At 71.6% G+C, this 16,675-nt stretch carries 14 protein-coding genes; all 14 read right to left on the bottom strand.

From position 1 onward, the window contains the following. Positions 1–125: 125 nt before the first annotated feature. Complete coding sequence (locus ACZ60B_RS06010) at positions 126–1,364, bottom strand: serine hydroxymethyltransferase (RefSeq protein ID WP_469384581.1); 1,239 nt, start codon at positions 1,362–1,364, stop codon at positions 126–128. Positions 1,365–1,448: 84 nt separating this feature from the next. Continuing rightward, a complete protein-coding gene (locus ACZ60B_RS06005; protein WP_469384579.1) occupies positions 1,449–2,099 on the bottom strand; it encodes an arsenate reductase/protein-tyrosine-phosphatase family protein in 651 nt (216 codons plus the stop codon). A gap of 52 nt (positions 2,100–2,151) precedes the next feature. Next, positions 2,152–2,799, bottom strand: a complete 648-nt coding sequence (locus tag ACZ60B_RS06000; RefSeq protein WP_469384577.1) for an L-threonylcarbamoyladenylate synthase — start codon at positions 2,797–2,799, stop codon at positions 2,152–2,154. A 53-nt stretch (positions 2,800–2,852) separates the two neighbouring features. Next, positions 2,853–3,698, bottom strand: a complete 846-nt coding sequence (prmC, locus tag ACZ60B_RS05995; RefSeq protein ID WP_469384575.1) for a peptide chain release factor N(5)-glutamine methyltransferase — start codon at positions 3,696–3,698, stop codon at positions 2,853–2,855. Positions 3,699–3,746: 48 nt separating this feature from the next. Then, entirely contained in the window at positions 3,747–4,823 is a 1,077-nt protein-coding gene (gene prfA / locus ACZ60B_RS05990; RefSeq protein WP_469384573.1) for a peptide chain release factor 1, read from the bottom strand. A gap of 108 nt (positions 4,824–4,931) precedes the next feature. Further along, positions 4,932–5,156, bottom strand: a complete 225-nt coding sequence (gene rpmE, locus ACZ60B_RS05985) for a 50S ribosomal protein L31 (RefSeq protein ID WP_003997877.1) — start codon at positions 5,154–5,156, stop codon at positions 4,932–4,934. Positions 5,157–5,304: 148 nt separating this feature from the next. Beyond that, on the bottom strand, positions 5,305–6,411 hold the full coding sequence (locus tag ACZ60B_RS05980; protein ID WP_469384571.1) for an LCP family protein: 1,107 nt from the start codon (positions 6,409–6,411) through the stop codon (positions 5,305–5,307). A gap of 583 nt (positions 6,412–6,994) precedes the next feature. Beyond that, positions 6,995–9,001: a transcription termination factor Rho gene (gene rho, locus ACZ60B_RS05975; protein WP_469384568.1), complete on the bottom strand. Its 2,007-nt coding sequence runs from the start codon at positions 8,999–9,001 to the stop codon at positions 6,995–6,997. Between the two features lie 417 nt (positions 9,002–9,418). Further along, the gene (gene thrB, locus ACZ60B_RS05970; protein WP_469384567.1) at positions 9,419–10,336 is read right to left on the bottom strand and encodes a homoserine kinase; all 918 of its coding nucleotides are present in this window, start codon (positions 10,334–10,336) and stop codon (positions 9,419–9,421) included. Positions 10,337–10,757: 421 nt separating this feature from the next. Next, positions 10,758–11,816, bottom strand: a complete 1,059-nt coding sequence (gene thrC, locus ACZ60B_RS05965; RefSeq protein WP_469384565.1) for a threonine synthase — start codon at positions 11,814–11,816, stop codon at positions 10,758–10,760. A 6-nt stretch (positions 11,817–11,822) separates the two neighbouring features. Further along, a complete protein-coding gene (locus tag ACZ60B_RS05960) occupies positions 11,823–13,112 on the bottom strand; it encodes a homoserine dehydrogenase (protein ID WP_469384639.1) in 1,290 nt (429 codons plus the stop codon). Between the two features lie 281 nt (positions 13,113–13,393). Beyond that, a complete protein-coding gene (gene lysA / locus ACZ60B_RS05955; protein WP_469384563.1) occupies positions 13,394–14,785 on the bottom strand; it encodes a diaminopimelate decarboxylase in 1,392 nt (463 codons plus the stop codon). Between the two features lie 53 nt (positions 14,786–14,838). Then, a complete protein-coding gene (gene nrtL, locus ACZ60B_RS05950; RefSeq protein WP_469384561.1) occupies positions 14,839–15,837 on the bottom strand; it encodes an ArgS-related anticodon-binding protein NrtL in 999 nt (332 codons plus the stop codon). 202 nt (positions 15,838–16,039) lie between these two features. After that, positions 16,040–16,549 carry a response regulator gene (locus tag ACZ60B_RS05945; RefSeq protein WP_469384638.1) on the bottom strand — a complete coding sequence of 170 codons (510 nt, stop codon included), beginning with the start codon at positions 16,547–16,549 and terminating at the stop codon, positions 16,040–16,042. Positions 16,550–16,675 lie beyond the last annotated feature (126 nt).

The raw sequence follows: 16,675 nt of genomic DNA, 5'->3' as shown, positions 1-16,675 counted from the left end.
TTCCCCACAGGTCTCGCAGGCCATCTCAGCCCCACACCCTAGCGAGGGACGCATATGGTTGGGGACTTCCGGGTAGCGACGATGGTTGCACGTGAGCCTGTGCACCCGTGTGCGCCTACCCCCGTTCAGCCGGAATACGGCGGAAATTCCGACGCCAGTTGCCGCGCCTCCTCCCGGGCCGGGACGGTCCCGACGTCGCCCCGCAGCACGCTCGCGAGCAGCACGGCGATCCGCGTCATCTCGGCCTCCCCCATGCCCTGCGTGGTCACCGCCGCGGTGCCCAGCCGCAGGCCGCGGGCGTCGCCGTGCGGCAGCGCACAGCAGTCCAGGACCATCCCGGCCGCCGCGAGCCGCCCCCGCGCCGCCCGCCCGTCGACACCGAGCGGCCCCGGGTCGGCGGTGATCAGGTGGGTGTCGGTCCCGCCGGTGGTGACGACGAGACCCTCCGCCGCCAGCCCGGACGCCAGGACCCTCGCGTTGGCGACGACCTGATGGGCGTAGCGGGTGAAGGCGGGCGTCGCCGCCTCGCCGAACGCCACCGCCTTCGCGGCGATGGTGTGCATCTGGGCGCCGCCCTGCGTGAACGGGAAGACGGCCCGGTCCACCCGCTCGGCGAGCTCCCGGCCGCACAGGATCATGCCGCCGCGCGGCCCGCGCAGCACCTTGTGCGTGGTGGCGCAGACGATGTCGGCGTACGGCACCGGGCTGGGCGCCGCTCCCCCGGCGACCAGCCCGATGGGATGGGCCGCGTCCGCCACGAGAGCGGCGCCCACCTCGTCGGCCACCTCGCGGAACAGGGCGTAGTCGAGGTGCCGGGGGTAGGCGATGGAGCCGCACACGATCGCCTTGGGCCGGTGCGTACGGGCCAGGGCGCGCACCTGGTCGTAGTCGATCAGCCCGCTCTCGGCGTCGACGCCGTACCCCACGAAGTCGAACCAGCGTCCGGAGAAATTGGCCGGCGAGCCGTGCGTGAGATGGCCTCCGTACGACAGCCCGAGGGCGAGGACCGTGTCACCGGGCCGCAGCAGCGCGGCGTACGCGGCGAGGACGGCGGACGAGCCGGAGTGCGGCTGCACATTGGCGTGCTCGGCGCCGAACAGCGCCTTCGCCCGGTCCGCCGCGATCCGCTCGGCGACGTCCACGATCTCGCACCCGCCGTGGTGACGGGCCCCCGGATACCCCTCGGCGTACTTGTTCGCCAGCGGGGAGCCGAGCGCGGCCAGCACGGCCGGCGAGGTGAAGTTCTCGGCGGCGATCAGCTGCAACGACGTCGACTGCCGGTCCCGCTCACCGAGCAGGACGTCGGCCAGTTCGGGGTCCTGCCGGCGCAGGACATCGACCTCGAGGGCATGGGTGACGGCCATGATGGACTCCGGACGCGTCGACGGTGACGTACGTCCAATGTAGGCCGGGGGCACCCGGCGCGCCCGGCACCGCCCGGGCGGGTCCTACATCCGCGCCGGTACTCCGGTGAGCGCCGTCACCACCGGATCCAGCGCCTCGTGTATCTCGTCCCCGATGGACCGGAAGAACGGCAGCGGCGCCCCGTACGGGTCGTAGACCTCGTCCGCCTCGGCGGTCGGGGCCAGCAGCCAGCCGCGCAGCGCCGCGGCCGCCCGCACCAGCGCGCGGGCCCGCATGACCACGCCGTCCTCCAGGGGCGGCAGGGTCGCCGGGTCGATCGCGCGGACCAGCCGGGTGAACTCCTTCAGCGTGAAGGTGCGCAGTCCCGCCGAGTGCCCCATCGAGATGACCTGCGCCCGGTGGTCGCGGGTCGCCGTCAGGACCAGGTCGGCCATGATGACGTGCTCGTCGAGGAGCTCCCGGCCGACGAAGCCGGAGGCGTCCGCGCCGAAGTCGGCCAGCACGGTCTCCGCGTTGGCCTCCATGGGCGCGCCCTCGTGTCCCCACGTGCCCGCGCTCTCCACGATCAGCCCGCCGCTCAGCAGACCGCCGAGCCGGTCCGTCACGAAGTGGCGGGTCAGTCGCTCGGTGATCGGCGAACGGCACACGTTTCCGGTGCTGACGTGGAGGATGCGGAAGGTGTCACGCGGGAACCCGAAGGTGCCCGTCATCTCCCCACCACCTATGCCACGCATGGGGGTGCCCCCTGCGCGCGGGCGGCCGGGAGCTCGGGGCCGAGGGGGGCCGTCAATTCGCCACCTCGAGGTCGGGTACGACCTTGCGCAGCTCCTCCGCGGAGATCGCGCCGGCCCGCAGCAGCAGCGGCACCTCACGGGTGACGTCGACGATCGAGGACGGCACGTTGCCGGGGGTCGGGCCGCCGTCCAGGTAGACGGAGACGGAGTCGCCCAGCATCTCCTGCGCGGCGTCGCAGGTCTCGGGGGACGGGTGACCGGTCAGGTTCGCGGAGGAGACCGCCATCGGGCCCACCTCGGTCAGCAGTTCGATCGCGACCGGGTGCAGCGGCATCCGCACCGCGACGGTGCCACGGGTGTCCCCGAGGTCCCACTGGAGCGACGGCTGGTGCTTGGCGACCAGCGTGAGCGCGCCCGGCCAGAAGGCGTCGACCAGCTCCCAGGCCAGCTCGGAGAAGTCCGTGACGAGGCCGTGCAGGGTGTTCGGGGAGCCGATGAGGACGGGCGTGGGCATGGAGCGGCCCCGGCCCTTGGCGTCGAGGAGGTCGGCGACGGCCGCGGAGGAGAACGCGTCGGCGCCGATGCCGTACACCGTGTCCGTCGGCAGCACCACGAGTTCGCCCCGGCGGACGGCGGACGCGGCCTCGCGCAGACCGGTCACTCGGTCGGTCGCGTCGTTGGTGTCGTATCGCCGTGCCATCTAGCGGGCCTCCTCGTACACGTACGGCTGGACTGAAGTCTGGGACGCGCCGGTCACGGCATCGCCTTGCGGGCGGTCGCGAACCGGGGGCGTTTGTTGAGGTCGGGGTGGTCGGCCGCGTCGGCCCAGCCCTTCTCCTCGGTGAAGATCCACGGCACCTGGCCGCCCTGGGTGTCGGCGTGCTCGACGACGACGACACCGCCGGGGCGCAGCAGCCGGTGCGCGGTGCGCTCGAGACCGCGGATGAGTTCGAGGCCGTCCTCGCCCGAGAACAGGGCGAGCTCGGGATCGTAGTCCCGCGCCTCGGGAGCGACGTACTCCCATTCGGTCAGCGGGATGTACGGCGGGTTGGAGATGACCAGGTCGACCTGGCCCTCGAGGTCGTGGAAGGCGTCCAGGGCGTCTCCCTGGCGCAGGTCGACCCTGGACCCCTCCATGTTCTTGCGGGTCCACCGCAGGGCGTCCTCGGACAGCTCCACGGCGTGCACACGCGAGCGCGGCACCTCCTGGGCGAGCGCGAGCGCGATGGCGCCCGAACCGGTGCACAGGTCGACGATCAGCGGCTCGACCACGTCCATGGCGCGTACGGCGTCTATGGCCCAGCCGACCACGGACTCCGTCTCCGGGCGCGGCACGAAGACCCCGGGGCCGACCTGGAGCTCCAGGTAGCGGAAGAAGGCGCGGCCGGTGATGTGCTGGAGCGGCTCGCGCTGCTCACGGCGCGCGATGACCTCCCAGTAGCGGGCGTCGAAGTCCGCGTCCTTCACGGAGTGCAGCGCGCCCCGCTTCACGCCGTGCACGAACGCGGCGAGCTCCTCCGCGTCGTTGCGCGGCGAGGGCACGCCGGCGTCGGCCAGCCGCTGGGTGGCCTGGGCCACCTCTGCGAGCAGCAGGTTCACGCAAGTCCTCCGTGTCGTACTCGTCCTCGTACGTGGGTAAGTCCGCCCTTACGCGGCCGCGAGCTTGGCGGCCGAGTCCGCGTCGACGCAGGCCTGGATCACCGCGTCCAGTTCGCCGTCCAGGACCTGGTCCAGGTTGTACGCCTTGAATCCGACGCGGTGGTCCGAGAGCCGGTTCTCCGGGAAGTTGTACGTACGGATCTTCTCGGAGCGGTCGACCGTGCGGACCTGGCTGCGGCGGGCGTCGGCGGCCTCCCGCTCCGCCTCCTCCTGAGCCGCCGCGAGCAGCCTGGAGCGCAGGATACGCATCGCCTGCTCCTTGTTCTGCAACTGGCTCTTCTCGTTCTGGCAGGAGGCGACGACTCCGGTGGGCAGGTGCGTGATGCGCACCGCGGAGTCGGTGGTGTTGACGGACTGGCCGCCGGGGCCGGACGAGCGGTAGACGTCGATGCGCAGATCGTTCGGGTTGATCTCCACGTCGACCTCCTCGGCCTCCGGGGTGACCAGCACGCCCGCCGCCGAGGTGTGGATGCGGCCCGCGGACTCGGTGGCCGGCACCCGCTGCACGCGGTGCACGCCGCCCTCGTACTTCAGCCGGGCCCAGACGCCCTGGCCGGGCTCGGTGGCGCCCTGACCGCCCTTGGTCTTCACCGCGACCTGGACGTCCTTGTAGCCGCCCAGCTCGGACTCGGTGGCGTCGATGATCTCGGTCTTCCAGCCGATGCGCTCGGCGTAGCGCAGGTACATGCGCAGCAGGTCGCCCGCGAACAGCGCGGACTCGTCGCCGCCCGCGCCCGCCTTGATCTCCAGGATGACGTCCTTGTCGTCGCTGGGGTCGCGCGGGACGAGGAGCAGCCTCAGCTTCTCCGTCAGCTCCTCGCGCTGCTTCTCCAGCTCCTTGACCTCGGCGGCGAACTCCGGGTCGTCGGCGGACAGTTCGCGCGCGGTCTCGATGTCTTCGCCGGTCTGCTTCCAGGAGCGGAAGGTGCCGACGATCGGGGTGAGCTCGGCGTAGCGCTTGTTCAGCTTGCGCGCGTTCGCCTGGTCGGCGTGGACCGACGGGTCGGCGAGCTTCGTCTCCAGGTCGGCGTGCTCACCGACGAGTTCCTCGACGGCCTCGAACATCTTGGGCTCCTGTACTGCGTTGCGAAGGGGAAGACGGGCGACCAAAAACGCCGGTCCCGGGCGCACCCCGGTGAAGGGTGCGACCGTGGACCGGCGAAATGGGGCTCGCTACTTCTTGGAGCCGGCAGCAGCCTTGCCGAAGCGGGCCTCGAAGCGGGCCACACGGCCACCGGTGTCGAGGATCTTCTGCTTGCCCGTGTAGAACGGGTGGCACTCGGAGCAGACCTCGGCCCGGATGGCTCCGGACGTGATGGTGCTACGGGTGGTGAACGACGCGCCACAGGTGCAGCTGACCTGCGTCTCGACGTACTCGGGGTGGATGTCGCGCTTCAAGGTGTCTCCTAGTTTCGGGAGGGCGCCGGGTCGCCGCCGCGGGATGCGGGAGCGTGAACCGGAGCCGACGTACCAGTCTGCCAGCACTGGCCGCATCCCCCAAAACCGAGAGGTGGGCGCGGGTATTCCCCGCACCCCCGCGCGCGGCTCAGGACGAGGTCACGACACCCTTGGCGCCACCGCTCGCGGTGCCGTCGGTGGCGGCCTTCGGCACGGCCCGGTCGGCCTTCAGGGCGTCCCAGACCAGTTTCGCCTTCGCGTCGGCGACGACGACGCGGTTGGGGTTCGCGGGGTCGTACCGCACCGGCAGGGTGACCATGGTCATATGGGACGGACTGATCCGCTTCAGCCCGTTCGTGAAGTCGAGCAGGGAGTTCACCGAGCCCAGCTCGGAGTCGGTGGTGACGGCCTTGGTGGCGGTGTCGGCGAGGTCGACCAGCCGGGTGGGGCTGGTGAAGAGGCCGACGTTCTTGACCTGGGTGACCAGGGCCTTGATGAACGCCTGCTGGAGCTGGATCCGGCCGAGGTCGGAGCCGTCGCCGACGCCGTGCCGGGTGCGGACCAGGGCGAGCGCCTGCTTGCCGCTGAGCCGGTGGGTGCCGGCCTCCAGGTCCAGGTGGCTCTGGTGGTCGGTGATGTTCCGGGTGGTGGTGACCTCGACGCCGCCGAGTTCGTCGACGAGCTGCTGGAAGCCGCTGAAGTCGACCTCCAGGTAGTGGTCCATGCGCATCCCGCTGAGGGCCTCGACCGTCTTCACCGCGCAGACGGCGCCGCCGGTGGTGTACGCGGAGTTGAACATCACCCCGGTCACGGCCCGGTGCGTGGTGCCGTGGGCGTCCGTGCACGCGGGGCGGTCGACGAGGGTGTCGCGCGGGATGGAGACCACGCTGGCCTTCTTGTGGCCCTTGTAGACGTGCACGACCATCGCCGTGTCGGAGCGGGCGCTGCCGTCGTCGGTGCCGCCGCCGAGCCTCTTGTTGGCACCGGAACGCGAGTCCGAGCCCAGGACCAGGATGTTCTCGGAGCCGTTGTCGGCCTTGGCGGGCCGGTCGGTGCCCAGCAGCTGGTTGATGTCGATCGACTTGAGGTTGTCGTTGAGCCTGAGGAACAGATAGCCGCCGCCCGCGCCGCCGAGCGCGACGATGCCGGCCGCCGTCCAGGCCGTGATCAGCAGACTCCTGCGACGGCTCCGGCGGGGGCCGCTGGTACCGGGCTCGCCGGGTATCGCGGACTCCGGCGTCTTGTCGGCAGACATGTGCTCCTCGACTCTCCGCGTCGCTCGACCGGGGGAAACCCCTGTCGCCTAATCGTCACTCCATCCGCTCAGACGGGTGAACTCGAGCGGGAGGTTGCATGACGCACCGTGTTCCCCCGACGCCCGCACGTACACCGCGCGCGGCCGTCGGGCCGGGCCGTACGGCGCTCACCTGCGACTTCCGCCACCGGGCCGTCCCGGCGCCTGCACTGCCCCGCGGGCGCCCCCCGTGGCGAAGCTCTCGCCGCACGACCCGACGCCCACGGCAACACGGCGGGGCGAGGCACGGAGGGGCCGCAGGAGGGGCCGTACGAGCGCGACGGGACCGCTCCGCAGGAGGGGCCGCCGGACGGACGCGACAGGACCGGCCCGCAGGAAGGGCCGCCGGACGGACGCGACAGGACCGGCCCGCAGGAAGGGCCCGTACGAGCCCGACGGGACCCGCCCGCAGGAAGGAAGGGCCGACGAGGCCGTCGGACCCGTCCCGCACGGCGGCGCGACGCCGCAGGGCCCCGGGCAGCCCGAAGGGCCGCTCCCCGGTCGGGGAGCGGCCCTTCGCGTGTCACTGCCTGTCGCTACGACCTCAGTCGTTGTTGCCGGGCATCGGGGTCGTCTTCTGGATCTGGAGCAGGAACTCGGCGTTCGACTTCGTCTGCCGCATCTTGTCCAGGAGCAGTTCGATCGCCTGCTGCTGGTCGAGCGCGTGCAGCACCCGGCGCAGCTTCCAGACGATGGCCAGCTCGTCGCTGCCGAGCAGGATCTCTTCCTTACGGGTACCGGACGCGTCGACGTCCACCGCGGGGAAGATGCGCTTGTCGGCGAGCTTGCGGTCGAGCTTGAGCTCGGCGTTGCCGGTGCCCTTGAACTCCTCGAAGATGACCTCGTCCATGCGCGAGCCGGTGTCGACCAGCGCGGTGGCCAGGATGGTCAGCGAGCCGCCGTCCTCGATGTTGCGCGCGGCGCCGAAGAAGCGCTTCGGCGGGTAGAGCGCGGTCGAGTCGACACCACCGGACAGGATGCGGCCGGAGGCCGGGGCGGCGAGGTTGTACGCACGGCCCAGACGCGTGATCGAGTCGAGCAGGACGACGACGTCGTGGCCCAGCTCCACCAGACGCTTGGCGCGCTCGATGGCGAGCTCGGCGACCGTGGTGTGGTCCTCGGCCGGACGGTCGAAGGTCGAGGAGATGACCTCGCCCTTGACCGACCGCTGCATGTCGGTGACTTCTTCCGGACGCTCGTCGACCAGGACGACCATCAGGTGGCACTCGGGGTTGTTGTGCGTGATCGCGTTGGCGATCGCCTGCATGATCATGGTCTTGCCGGTCTTCGGCGGGGCCACGATCAGACCGCGCTGACCCTTACCGATCGGCGCGACGAGGTCGATGATACGAGTCGTCAGCACGCCCGGGTCGGTCTCCAGACGGAGCCGGTCCTGCGGGTACAGCGGCGTCAGCTTGTTGAACTCCGGTCGCCCGCGCCCGGAGTCGGGGGCCATGCCGTTGGTGGAGTCCAGACGCACCAGCGCGTTGAACTTCTCGCGGCGCTCGCCGTCCTTGGGCTGACGGACCGCACCGGTGACGTGGTCGCCCTTGCGCAGGCCGTTCTTGCGGACCTGGGCGAGGGAGACGTACACGTCGTTGGGACCCGGCAGGTAGCCCGACGTACGGATGAAGGCGTAGTTGTCGAGGATGTCCAGGATGCCGGCGACCGGGATCAGGACGTCGTCGTCGGCGAGTTGCGGCTCCGCGGTGCCGATCTCGTCGCGGCCGCGACGGCCACGGCGGTCGCGGTAACGGCCCCGACGGCCACGGCGTCCGCCGTCGAAGTCGTCGTCGTCCTGGGGGCCGTTGTCGCGCTGCGGGCCGTTGTCACGCTGGCGGTCCTGGCGCTCCTGGCGCTCCTGGCGGTCCTGACGACCGCCGCCCTGCTGCTGGCCCTGCTGACGCTGCGGCTGGCCGCCCTGCTGGTCGTCCTTGCCCCGGCGGTCGCGGTCGCGGCCGCGCTCACGGCGGTCGCGGCGGCGGCCCTCGGCGCCGTCACCGGCGTCGCCCTGCGGCTGCGCGGAGGTCTCGGTCTTGGCCTCGGCGGCGATCGTCTCGGTGCCGCCCGTCGCGGGGCTGCCCGCGTCGGCGGTGGCACGCCGACGGCGGCGCTCCGCGGCGGTGTCGTCGGCCGCGGGCTGGCCGGGGATCTCGATCTGCTGCTGGGCCACGGCCTTCTCGGCCTGGTCGGCGGGCGCCTCGGCCTGCTTCTCGGCGGGGGCGTCGCCCGTACGCGCCTTCGAGGTGGCCCGGCGCTTCGGCTTGGTCTCGACGGCGGACTCGGCGGACTTCGCCGGAGCGGCCTGAGAGGTACCCCCTGCCTGCGCCTCCTTGATGACCTCGATCAGCTGGCTCTTGCGCATGCGCGCGGTGCCCCTGATGCCGAGGCCGGATGCGACCTGCTGCAGCTCTGCCAGCACCATGCCCTCGAGGCCGGTACCGCGGCGCCGCCGGGAGCCGGCACCGCTGGCAGGCGCGGAGGCGTCCGTGGCGGGCGCGGCAGCGGTCTCCTCGACACGTGCGCCCATCAGATCGGTGGTGTCGCTCACGAAGGGTCCTTCCCTGGAGCGGACGTCGGCCTGTCTGGCTCGGCGACCGGTTGTGCTGTCCGGCAGTGGTCCCGTCTGTGTGGACCGTGCCGGGGCGGTGGTCCGCCAAAGCGGCGGAAGAGGAATTTCTGGTGATGGCGCTTCCATGAAGCCGTGGCACGGACTGTCTGTGTCTGTGTCACGCGGCGTGGTCGCGCCGATTCCGGAGCGTGCCCTGTGATCCGCTCAGCACCCGTGTACGGCGTACTGCCCAGATACGACGTACGGAACGCAGTGCGGCTTGGGGAGCTCCCGGAAGAATGTTGGTCCCGGACGGGGACACGAAGCACCTCGCCATGGTGGGGTCGGGTGCAGACTTGAGGTTAACACTACCGGATCCAACAAACATTCCCCCTCTCGAAATCCGGCAACCGTGTCTCAGGGCGCAAGCGGCAGCACGCTCGCTCCCTGGAGATCAAGGCTCAGCCGGTTCGCGGCCCAGCCGGTACCGGCCAGCTGCTCGACCTTGTCGGCGGTCCCCGCGTCGGCCAGTGCCATGACGGTGGGTCCCGCGCCGGAGATGACGGCCGGAATGCCGTCCGCACGCAGTCGTTCCACCAGTGCGGCGCTCTCCGGCATGGCGGGTGCGCGGTACTCCTGGTGGAGGCGGTCCTCGGTGGCGGGCAGCAGCAGCTCGGGGCGCCGGGTGAGGGCCTCGACGAGCAGGGCCGCACGGCCCGCGTTGGTGGCGGCGTCGACGTGCGGGACGGTGCGCGGGAGCAGACCGCGCGCGGTGGCCGTCAGGACCGGCTTTCCGGGGACGAAAACCACCGGAACGACTGACTCGGCGGGCTTCATGCGGATCGCCCGCGCGGATCCCGACTCCATCCAGGAAAGCGTGAACCCGCCCAGCAGACAGGCCGCGACGTTGTCGGGGTGCCCCTCGATCTCGGTGGCGAGTTCGAGCAGCGCGGCGTCGTCCAACTTCGCCTCGCCGCCTATGGTCACGGCCCGCGCGGCGACGATGCCGGCGCAGATGGCGGCCGAGGAGGAGCCCAGGCCGCGGCCGTGCGGGATGCGGTTGGCGCACACGATCTCCAGACCGCGCGGCTGCCCGCCCAACAGGTCGAACGCCGTGCGCAGGGACCGTACGAGGAGGTGGCTCTCGTCGCGCGGGAGGGTCTCGCTGCCCTCACCCGCGATGTCGATGTGCAGCCCGGAGTCGGCCACCCGGACGACGACGTCGTCGTAGAGCCCCAGCGCGAGGCCGAGGGCGTCGAAGCCCGGCCCGAGATTGGCGCTGGTGGCGGGGACGCGCACCCGGACGGCGGCGGCGCGGAACGCTGGACCGGCCATCGCTCGATGAACTCCTTGAGCTGCGGGACTGTCGAATGACATTCGATGCGAACAATGCGATACGTACGTGAGGACCCTCGGGCCGCGTGGGCGGCGCGACACCGTGCCGAATGCGGAGGCATATGCGGCGGGCGGGTTCACTACAAGCCTATCGAAGGAAGGTTCTGCCGCGACATAGGGCGCACAGGAGGCGCACGATGCGTGTCGCAAGCCCCCCGTGCACCCCCGATGGGGTTGCCCCTCACCGACCGCCTCCGAGGCGGCCGAAGCGGCGTGATCCCGTCATCGGGCGCCCCGGTTGCGCCGGGGCCGGCCGATGCCTGACCGGCCGCCCCCGAGACGGTCGGACCGACCGGATCCGGCCACCGGCCGCCCCCGACTCCGCCGGGCCCGGCCCGAGGCGACCGCCGGGCCAGGCCGGTCAGGCCAGTCCGAGGCGCTCGGCCGCCGTCGCCGCGTCGACCGGGACGGTGACCGGCTGCGGGGCACCCGCGACGGCCCAGTCCGGGTCCTTGAGGCCGTTGCCGGTGACCGTGCACACGATGGTCTGCCCCGGGTCGACCTTGCCCTGCTCGGCGGCCTTCAGCAGACCGGCCACCGACGCGGCGGACGCGGGCTCCACGAAGACACCCTCCTGCGCGGCCAACAGCCGGTAGGCGCGCAGGATCTCACGGTCCGTCACCTCGTCGATGACGCCGCCGGACTCGTCCCGCGCGGCCAGCGCGAACTGCCAGGACGCGGGGTTGCCGATGCGGATCGCGGTCGCGATGGTCGACGGGTCCTTGACGACCTCGCCGCGCACGATCGGAGCGGAGCCGGAGGCCTGGAACCCCCACATCCGCGGAGTCCGCCCGGCGATCCCGTCGGCCGCGTACTCGGTGTACCCCTTCCAGTACGCGGTGATGTTGCCCGCGTTGCCCACCGGCAGGACGTGGATGTCGGGGGCCTCGCCCAGCATGTCCACGATCTCGAAGGCGGCGGTCTTCTGGCCCTCGATGCGCACCGGGTTGACCGAATTGACCAGCGCCACCGGGTAGTTGTCGCTCAGCGACCGGGCCAGGGTGAGGCAGTCGTCGAAGTTGCCGTCGACCTGGAGGATCTTCGCGCCGTGCACGAGGGCCTGGCCCATCTTGCCGAGCGCGATCTTTCCCTGCGGGACGAGGACGGCCGACACCATCCCGGCCCGCACGGCGTACGCGGCCGCCGACGCGGACGTGTTGCCGGTGGAGGCGCAGATGACGGCCTTCGCGCCCTCCTCCTTGGCCTTGCTGATGGCCATGGTCATACCGCGGTCCTTGAAGGACCCGGTGGGGTTCGCGCCCTCCACCTTGAGGTGGACCTCGCAGCCCGTGCGCTCGGAGAGCACCTGCGCCGGCACGAGCGGCGTGCCGCCCTCGCGGAGCGTCACGACCGGCGTGGTGTCGGAAACCGGCAGCCGGTCCCGGTACTCCTCGATGATTCCGCGCCACTGGTGGGTCATTGCTCGTTACTCTCCTTCAACCCGCATGATGCTGGCGACACCCCGCACGGTGTCGAGCTTGCGCAGCGCCTCGACGGTCCCGCTCAGGGACGCGTCGGACGCGCGGTGGGTGACGACGACGAGGGAGGCCTCGCCGTCCTTTCCCTGCTGCCGGACGGTGTCGATCGACACCCCGTGCTCGGCGAACACGGTCGCCACCTGGGCGAGAACACCCGGCTTGTCGGCCACATCGAGGCTGATGTGGTAGCGCGTGACGACATCGCCCATGGGCGACACGGGCAGCGCGGCGTACGCCGACTCGCCGGGACCGGTGGCGCCGTTGAGCCGGTTGCGGCAGACGGCGACGAGGTCGCCGAGCACCGCGGAGGCGGTGGGCGAACCGCCGGCGCCGGGGCCGTAGAACATGAGCTGCCCCGCGGCGTCGGACTCGACGAACACGGCGTTGTAGGCGCCGCGCACGGAGGCCAGCGGGTGGCTCAGCGGAATCATCGCCGGATGCACGCGCGCGGTGACGGACCCGCCGTCGGCCGCGCGCTCGCAGATGGCGAGCAGTTTGATGGTGCAGCCGATGCGCTTGGCGGCGGCGAAGTCGGCGGCGGTGACCTCGGTCATGCCCTCGCGGTAGACGTCGTCGAGGCGCACGCGCGTGTGGAAGGCGATCCCGGCGAGGATGGCGGCCTTGGCGGCGGCGTCGAAGCCCTCGACGTCGGCGGTCGGGTCGGCCTCGGCGTATCCGAGTGCGGTGGCCTCGTCGAGGGCCTCCTGGTAGCCCGCCCCCGTGGAGTCCATCTTGTCGAGGATGAAGTTGGTGGTGCCGTTGACGATGCCGAGCACGCGGTTGACCTTGTCGCCGGCGAGGGACTCGCGCAGCGGCCGGATCAGCGGGATGGCGCCGGCGACGGCCGCCTCGTAGTAGAGGTCCGCGCCGTTGGCCTCCGCGGCCGCGTGCAGCGCGGCCCCGTCCTGGGCGAGCAGGGCCTTGTTGGCGGAGACCACGGACACGCCGTGCTCGAAAGCCGTCACGATGAGGCCCCGGGCGGGCTCGATGCCCCCGATGACCTCGACCACCACGTCGATGTCGCCGCGTTTGACGAGGGCGGTGGCGTCGGTGGTGACCAGGGCGGGGTCGATCCCCTCCCGGACCTTGGACGGCCGACGCACGGCCACACCGGCGAGTTCCACGGGCGCACCGATGCGTGCGGCGAGGTCGTCGGCGTGCGTCGTCATGATGCGCGCCACCTCTGAGCCGACCACTCCACAGCCCAGCAGCGCCACCTTCAGCGGACGCGTACGCATCATCCGACCTCGTTTCCTCTTACCTCTGCGGTCCGACCAGTCTCACTCACCGAACGGGACTTTCTGCCTCCGGTCCGGATCGTGAGACATCTATTTCATTTCTGTGGGGGCGGAAGACCGGAGATCTTCCGCCGTCCCGCTCTCCGGGAGCGGGCCCACCCGAATTCTTCCGGAGGCGGGCCCGACCGGCTTCCGGTTTACGGTTTCCCGGATCCCCGTGTCCCGGCGCGTGCGGGAGCCCCGGGGGCCGGGCGTCCGAGCCGTCCGGGCACTCGGCCGACTCAGCCGACGTCGAGCCGCAGCAGGTCCTCCTCCGTCTCGCGGCGCAGGATGAGCCGGGCCTCGCCGTCGCGCACGGCGACGACCGGCGGGCGGGTCACGTGGTTGTAGTTGCTGGCCATGGACCGGCAGTACGCGCCGGTGGCGGGCACGGCGATGAGGTCGCCCGGCGCCAGGTCGGCGGGCAGGAACGCGTCCTTGACCACGATGTCCCCGCTCTCGCAGTGCTTGCCGACGACCCGGGCGAGCATCGGCTCGGCGTCGCTGGTCCGGGAGACCAGGGCGACGCTGTACTCGGCGTCGTACAACGCGGTGCGGATGTTGTCGGACATGCCTCCGTCGACCGAGACATACGTGCGCAGCCCGTCCAGCGGCTTGATGGTGCCGACCTCGTACAGCGTGAAGGCGGTCGGGCCGACGACGGCGCGGCCGGGCTCGACCGAGATGCGCGGGGTGCGCAGCTTCGCGGCCTCGCACTCACGGGTGACGATCTCCGTCAGCGCCTTGGCGATCTCGTGCGGCTCGCGCGGATCGTCGTCACTGGTGTAGGCGATGCCGAGACCTCCGCCGAGGTCGATCTCCGGCAGTTCGACCCCGTGCTCGTCACGCACGCTGCGCAGCAGCGACACGACCCGGTGGGCGGCGACCTCGAACCCGGACATGTCGAAGATCTGGGAGCCGATGTGGCTGTGGATGCCGATGAGCTCCAGCCCGTCGAGCTGGAGGGCCCGCCGCACGGCCTCCGCGGCCTGCCCGCCGGCCAGCGGGATGCCGAACTTCTGGTCCTCGTGCGCGGTGGCGATGAACTCGTGGGTGTGCGCCTCCACGCCGACGGTGATACGGATCTGCACCCGCTGCCGCTTCCCCAGCGACTGGGCGATGTGGGCGACCCGGACGATCTCCTGGAAGGAGTCGAGCACGATCCGTCCGACCCCGGCGGTCACGGCCCGCTCGATCTCCTCGGCCGACTTGTTGTTCCCGTGGAAGGCGATCCGCTCGGCGGGCATGCCCGCGGACAGCGCGGTCGTGAGCTCGCCGCCGGAGCACACGTCGAGGTTGAGCCCCTCCTCGTGCAGCCAGCACACGACTGCACGGGACAGGAAGGCCTTGCCGGCGTAGAAGACGTCGGCGTCCGGGCCGAACGCGGTCCGCCAGGCGCGGGCACGGGCGCGGAAGTCGGCCTCGTCCATGACGTAGGCCGGGGTGCCGAACTCCTCGGCGAGCCGCTTGACGTCGACGCCGCCGACGGTCGCGACGCCGTGCTCGTCACGGGTGACGGTCTGCGCCCACACCTTGGGGTCGAGGACGTTGAGGTCGGCGGGCGGGGCGGAGTAGTGCCCCTCGGTGAGGACGTCGGCGTGACGGGGCCCGGCGGGGTGTGCGGAACGGCTCATGGCTGGAGGACTCTCTCTGTCTCTCTGGCTCTCCGGGGCGCCCTCGGGCGCCCTCAGAGGTGGTCGGGTGCGTCGATGCCGAGCAGGGACAGGCCACCGGCCAGCACCGTCCCGGCGGCTTCGGCGAGAGCGAGCCGGGCGCGGTGGGCGGCCGAGGGTTTCTCGTCGCCGACGGGCAGGACGGCGGGCAGGAAGGGCAGCGTGGCGTCGGCGAGGCCGAGGAGATGACGGGCGAGTCGTGAGGGACCACCGCCTCGCTCCGCCGCTGCCCCCGCTGCCGCTGCCGCGAGGACACGGGGATGGTCGGCCAGCACGGCGAGGACCACGACGCAGGCCTCGGTGTCGCCGACCGGCCCGGGCTCGGGGCCGAAGCCCAGATCGGCGGCGTTGCGCACCAGGGCCCGGCTGCGGGCGTGGGCGTAGCGGATGCGGAAGAGCGGGTTGCTCTCGCGCTGGACCAGATGGTCCGCGGAGATCCGGGGCCGATCGTGCGGCGCGGGGTGCAGCAGGGCCCAGCGGGCGGCGTCGCTGCCGAGCGGGGCGGGGTCCTCCGGGGCGGGCACGGGCCGCAGATCGGCGGGCTCGCCGTGCTCGACCTCGACCCGGCCCCCCTGGGAGCCGACGATCCGTACGAGCGCGTCGGCGACGGTCTCGGCACGGACGTCGTACGGGACACGAAGGCGGACGACCCGGCCGACGAGGACGTCGGAGTGCCCGTACCGCGGCCCTTCCCGCAGGATCCGCCGTACGAGCGCGACGGAGGCCGTGTCCCGGTCGAGACTGATGTTGAGGAACCCGGGCCCGGTGATGTCGACGCCGGTGACACCGGCCGAACGGGCGAGGTAGGGCTGGAGCACCTCGGCGACCCGCCGGGGCGGGCACCCCGCCGGGCGGGCCAGCTGGAGGGCGATGTTGGTGGCGTAGTCACCGCAGCCGCCGGGACCGGGCACGGTCACCAGGGCCTTCTCGGGCACGGCCACGCTCAGCCGACCGTCGTCGACAGCGCTGCACACCGCGCGCAGCACGGTACGGGAGAGCTCGACGGGGGTCACGGGACAAGCCTAGGGGAGGAGGGGGGTGGAAATGCGAGCCGATTAGGGCGACCGTCCGAGATGTGGACGGCCGAGCCGAAAACGGAAAGGGGCGGGGCAGGACGGGAAGGGGAATGCTGGTCAGCCCTCCACCGATCAGTCGCCGATCAGTCTCGGCGAGGAGGCCGATCAGCCCGCCGATCAGTCTCGGCGAGGCGACCGATCAGCCGCCGGCCCGCTCGGCCGTCTCACCAAGGCTGAGAACACCTCGAAGAGCGCCATGATCCTCGCCCTCGACGACGTTGCTGGCCCCTCCCTCGATCAGCTCCCGCACGAGCCGAACCAGTTCGGCGGGCTCGAAGGGCTTGGCGAGGAAGGCGTCCACGCCGACATCGAGCCCGGCCTCGACCTCGAACTGCGTACAGGCGCTGACGATGGCAACAGGAAGACCACGCGTCCGGGGATCGGCCCGCAACCGGGCGGCGGTCCTGAGACCGTCCAGCCGGGGCATGACCACATCGAGGGTGACCACGTCGGGCCGCACCTGATGAACGACTTCCAGACACTCGGCACCATCGGCCGCGGTCACGACCTCGAGACCCTCCAGCTCGAGATTGACCCTGATCAGCTGCCGGATGACCTTGTTGTCGTCCACAACAAGCACCCGTCCCGAAGCGCCTGGCACAACTCGAGAGTAGGTCCGGACCGGCCACCGCGTCCGGCTTTTCCCCACTTCCACCCCGCCCGGGTCACCACCCCGCCGGACCGGCCCCGACACCCCCCGACAAAACCCGTTCCTGACCACCCAGGCCGAGCTGGTAGTGTTCTACCCGTCGCCGCGAGCAACACCTCACGACGA

The sequence above is a fragment of the Streptomyces sp. NPDC104096 genome (assembly GCF_055584385.1).
This window is presented reverse-complemented; position numbering and strand designations above follow the sequence as displayed.

What these genes read in the sequence shown, in the direction of transcription:
- thrB (WP_469384567.1), bottom strand. Translation starts at nt 10,336, where the DNA reads ATGGCCGGTCCAGCGTTCCGCGCCGCCGCCGTCCGGGTGCGCGTCCCC.
- lysA (WP_469384563.1), bottom strand. Translation starts at nt 14,785, where the DNA reads ATGAGCCGTTCCGCACACCCCGCCGGGCCCCGTCACGCCGACGTCCTC.
- ACZ60B_RS06005 (WP_469384579.1), bottom strand. Translation starts at nt 2,099, where the DNA reads ATGCGTGGCATAGGTGGTGGGGAGATGACGGGCACCTTCGGGTTCCCG.
- ACZ60B_RS05980 (WP_469384571.1), bottom strand. Translation starts at nt 6,411, where the DNA reads ATGTCTGCCGACAAGACGCCGGAGTCCGCGATACCCGGCGAGCCCGGT.
- ACZ60B_RS06010 (WP_469384581.1), bottom strand. Translation starts at nt 1,364, where the DNA reads ATGGCCGTCACCCATGCCCTCGAGGTCGATGTCCTGCGCCGGCAGGAC.
- ACZ60B_RS05960 (WP_469384639.1), bottom strand. Translation starts at nt 13,112, where the DNA reads ATGCGTACGCGTCCGCTGAAGGTGGCGCTGCTGGGCTGTGGAGTGGTC.
- ACZ60B_RS06000 (WP_469384577.1), bottom strand. Translation starts at nt 2,799, where the DNA reads ATGGCACGGCGATACGACACCAACGACGCGACCGACCGAGTGACCGGT.
- thrC (WP_469384565.1), bottom strand. Translation starts at nt 11,816, where the DNA reads ATGACCCACCAGTGGCGCGGAATCATCGAGGAGTACCGGGACCGGCTG.
- prfA (WP_469384573.1), bottom strand. Translation starts at nt 4,823, where the DNA reads ATGTTCGAGGCCGTCGAGGAACTCGTCGGTGAGCACGCCGACCTGGAG.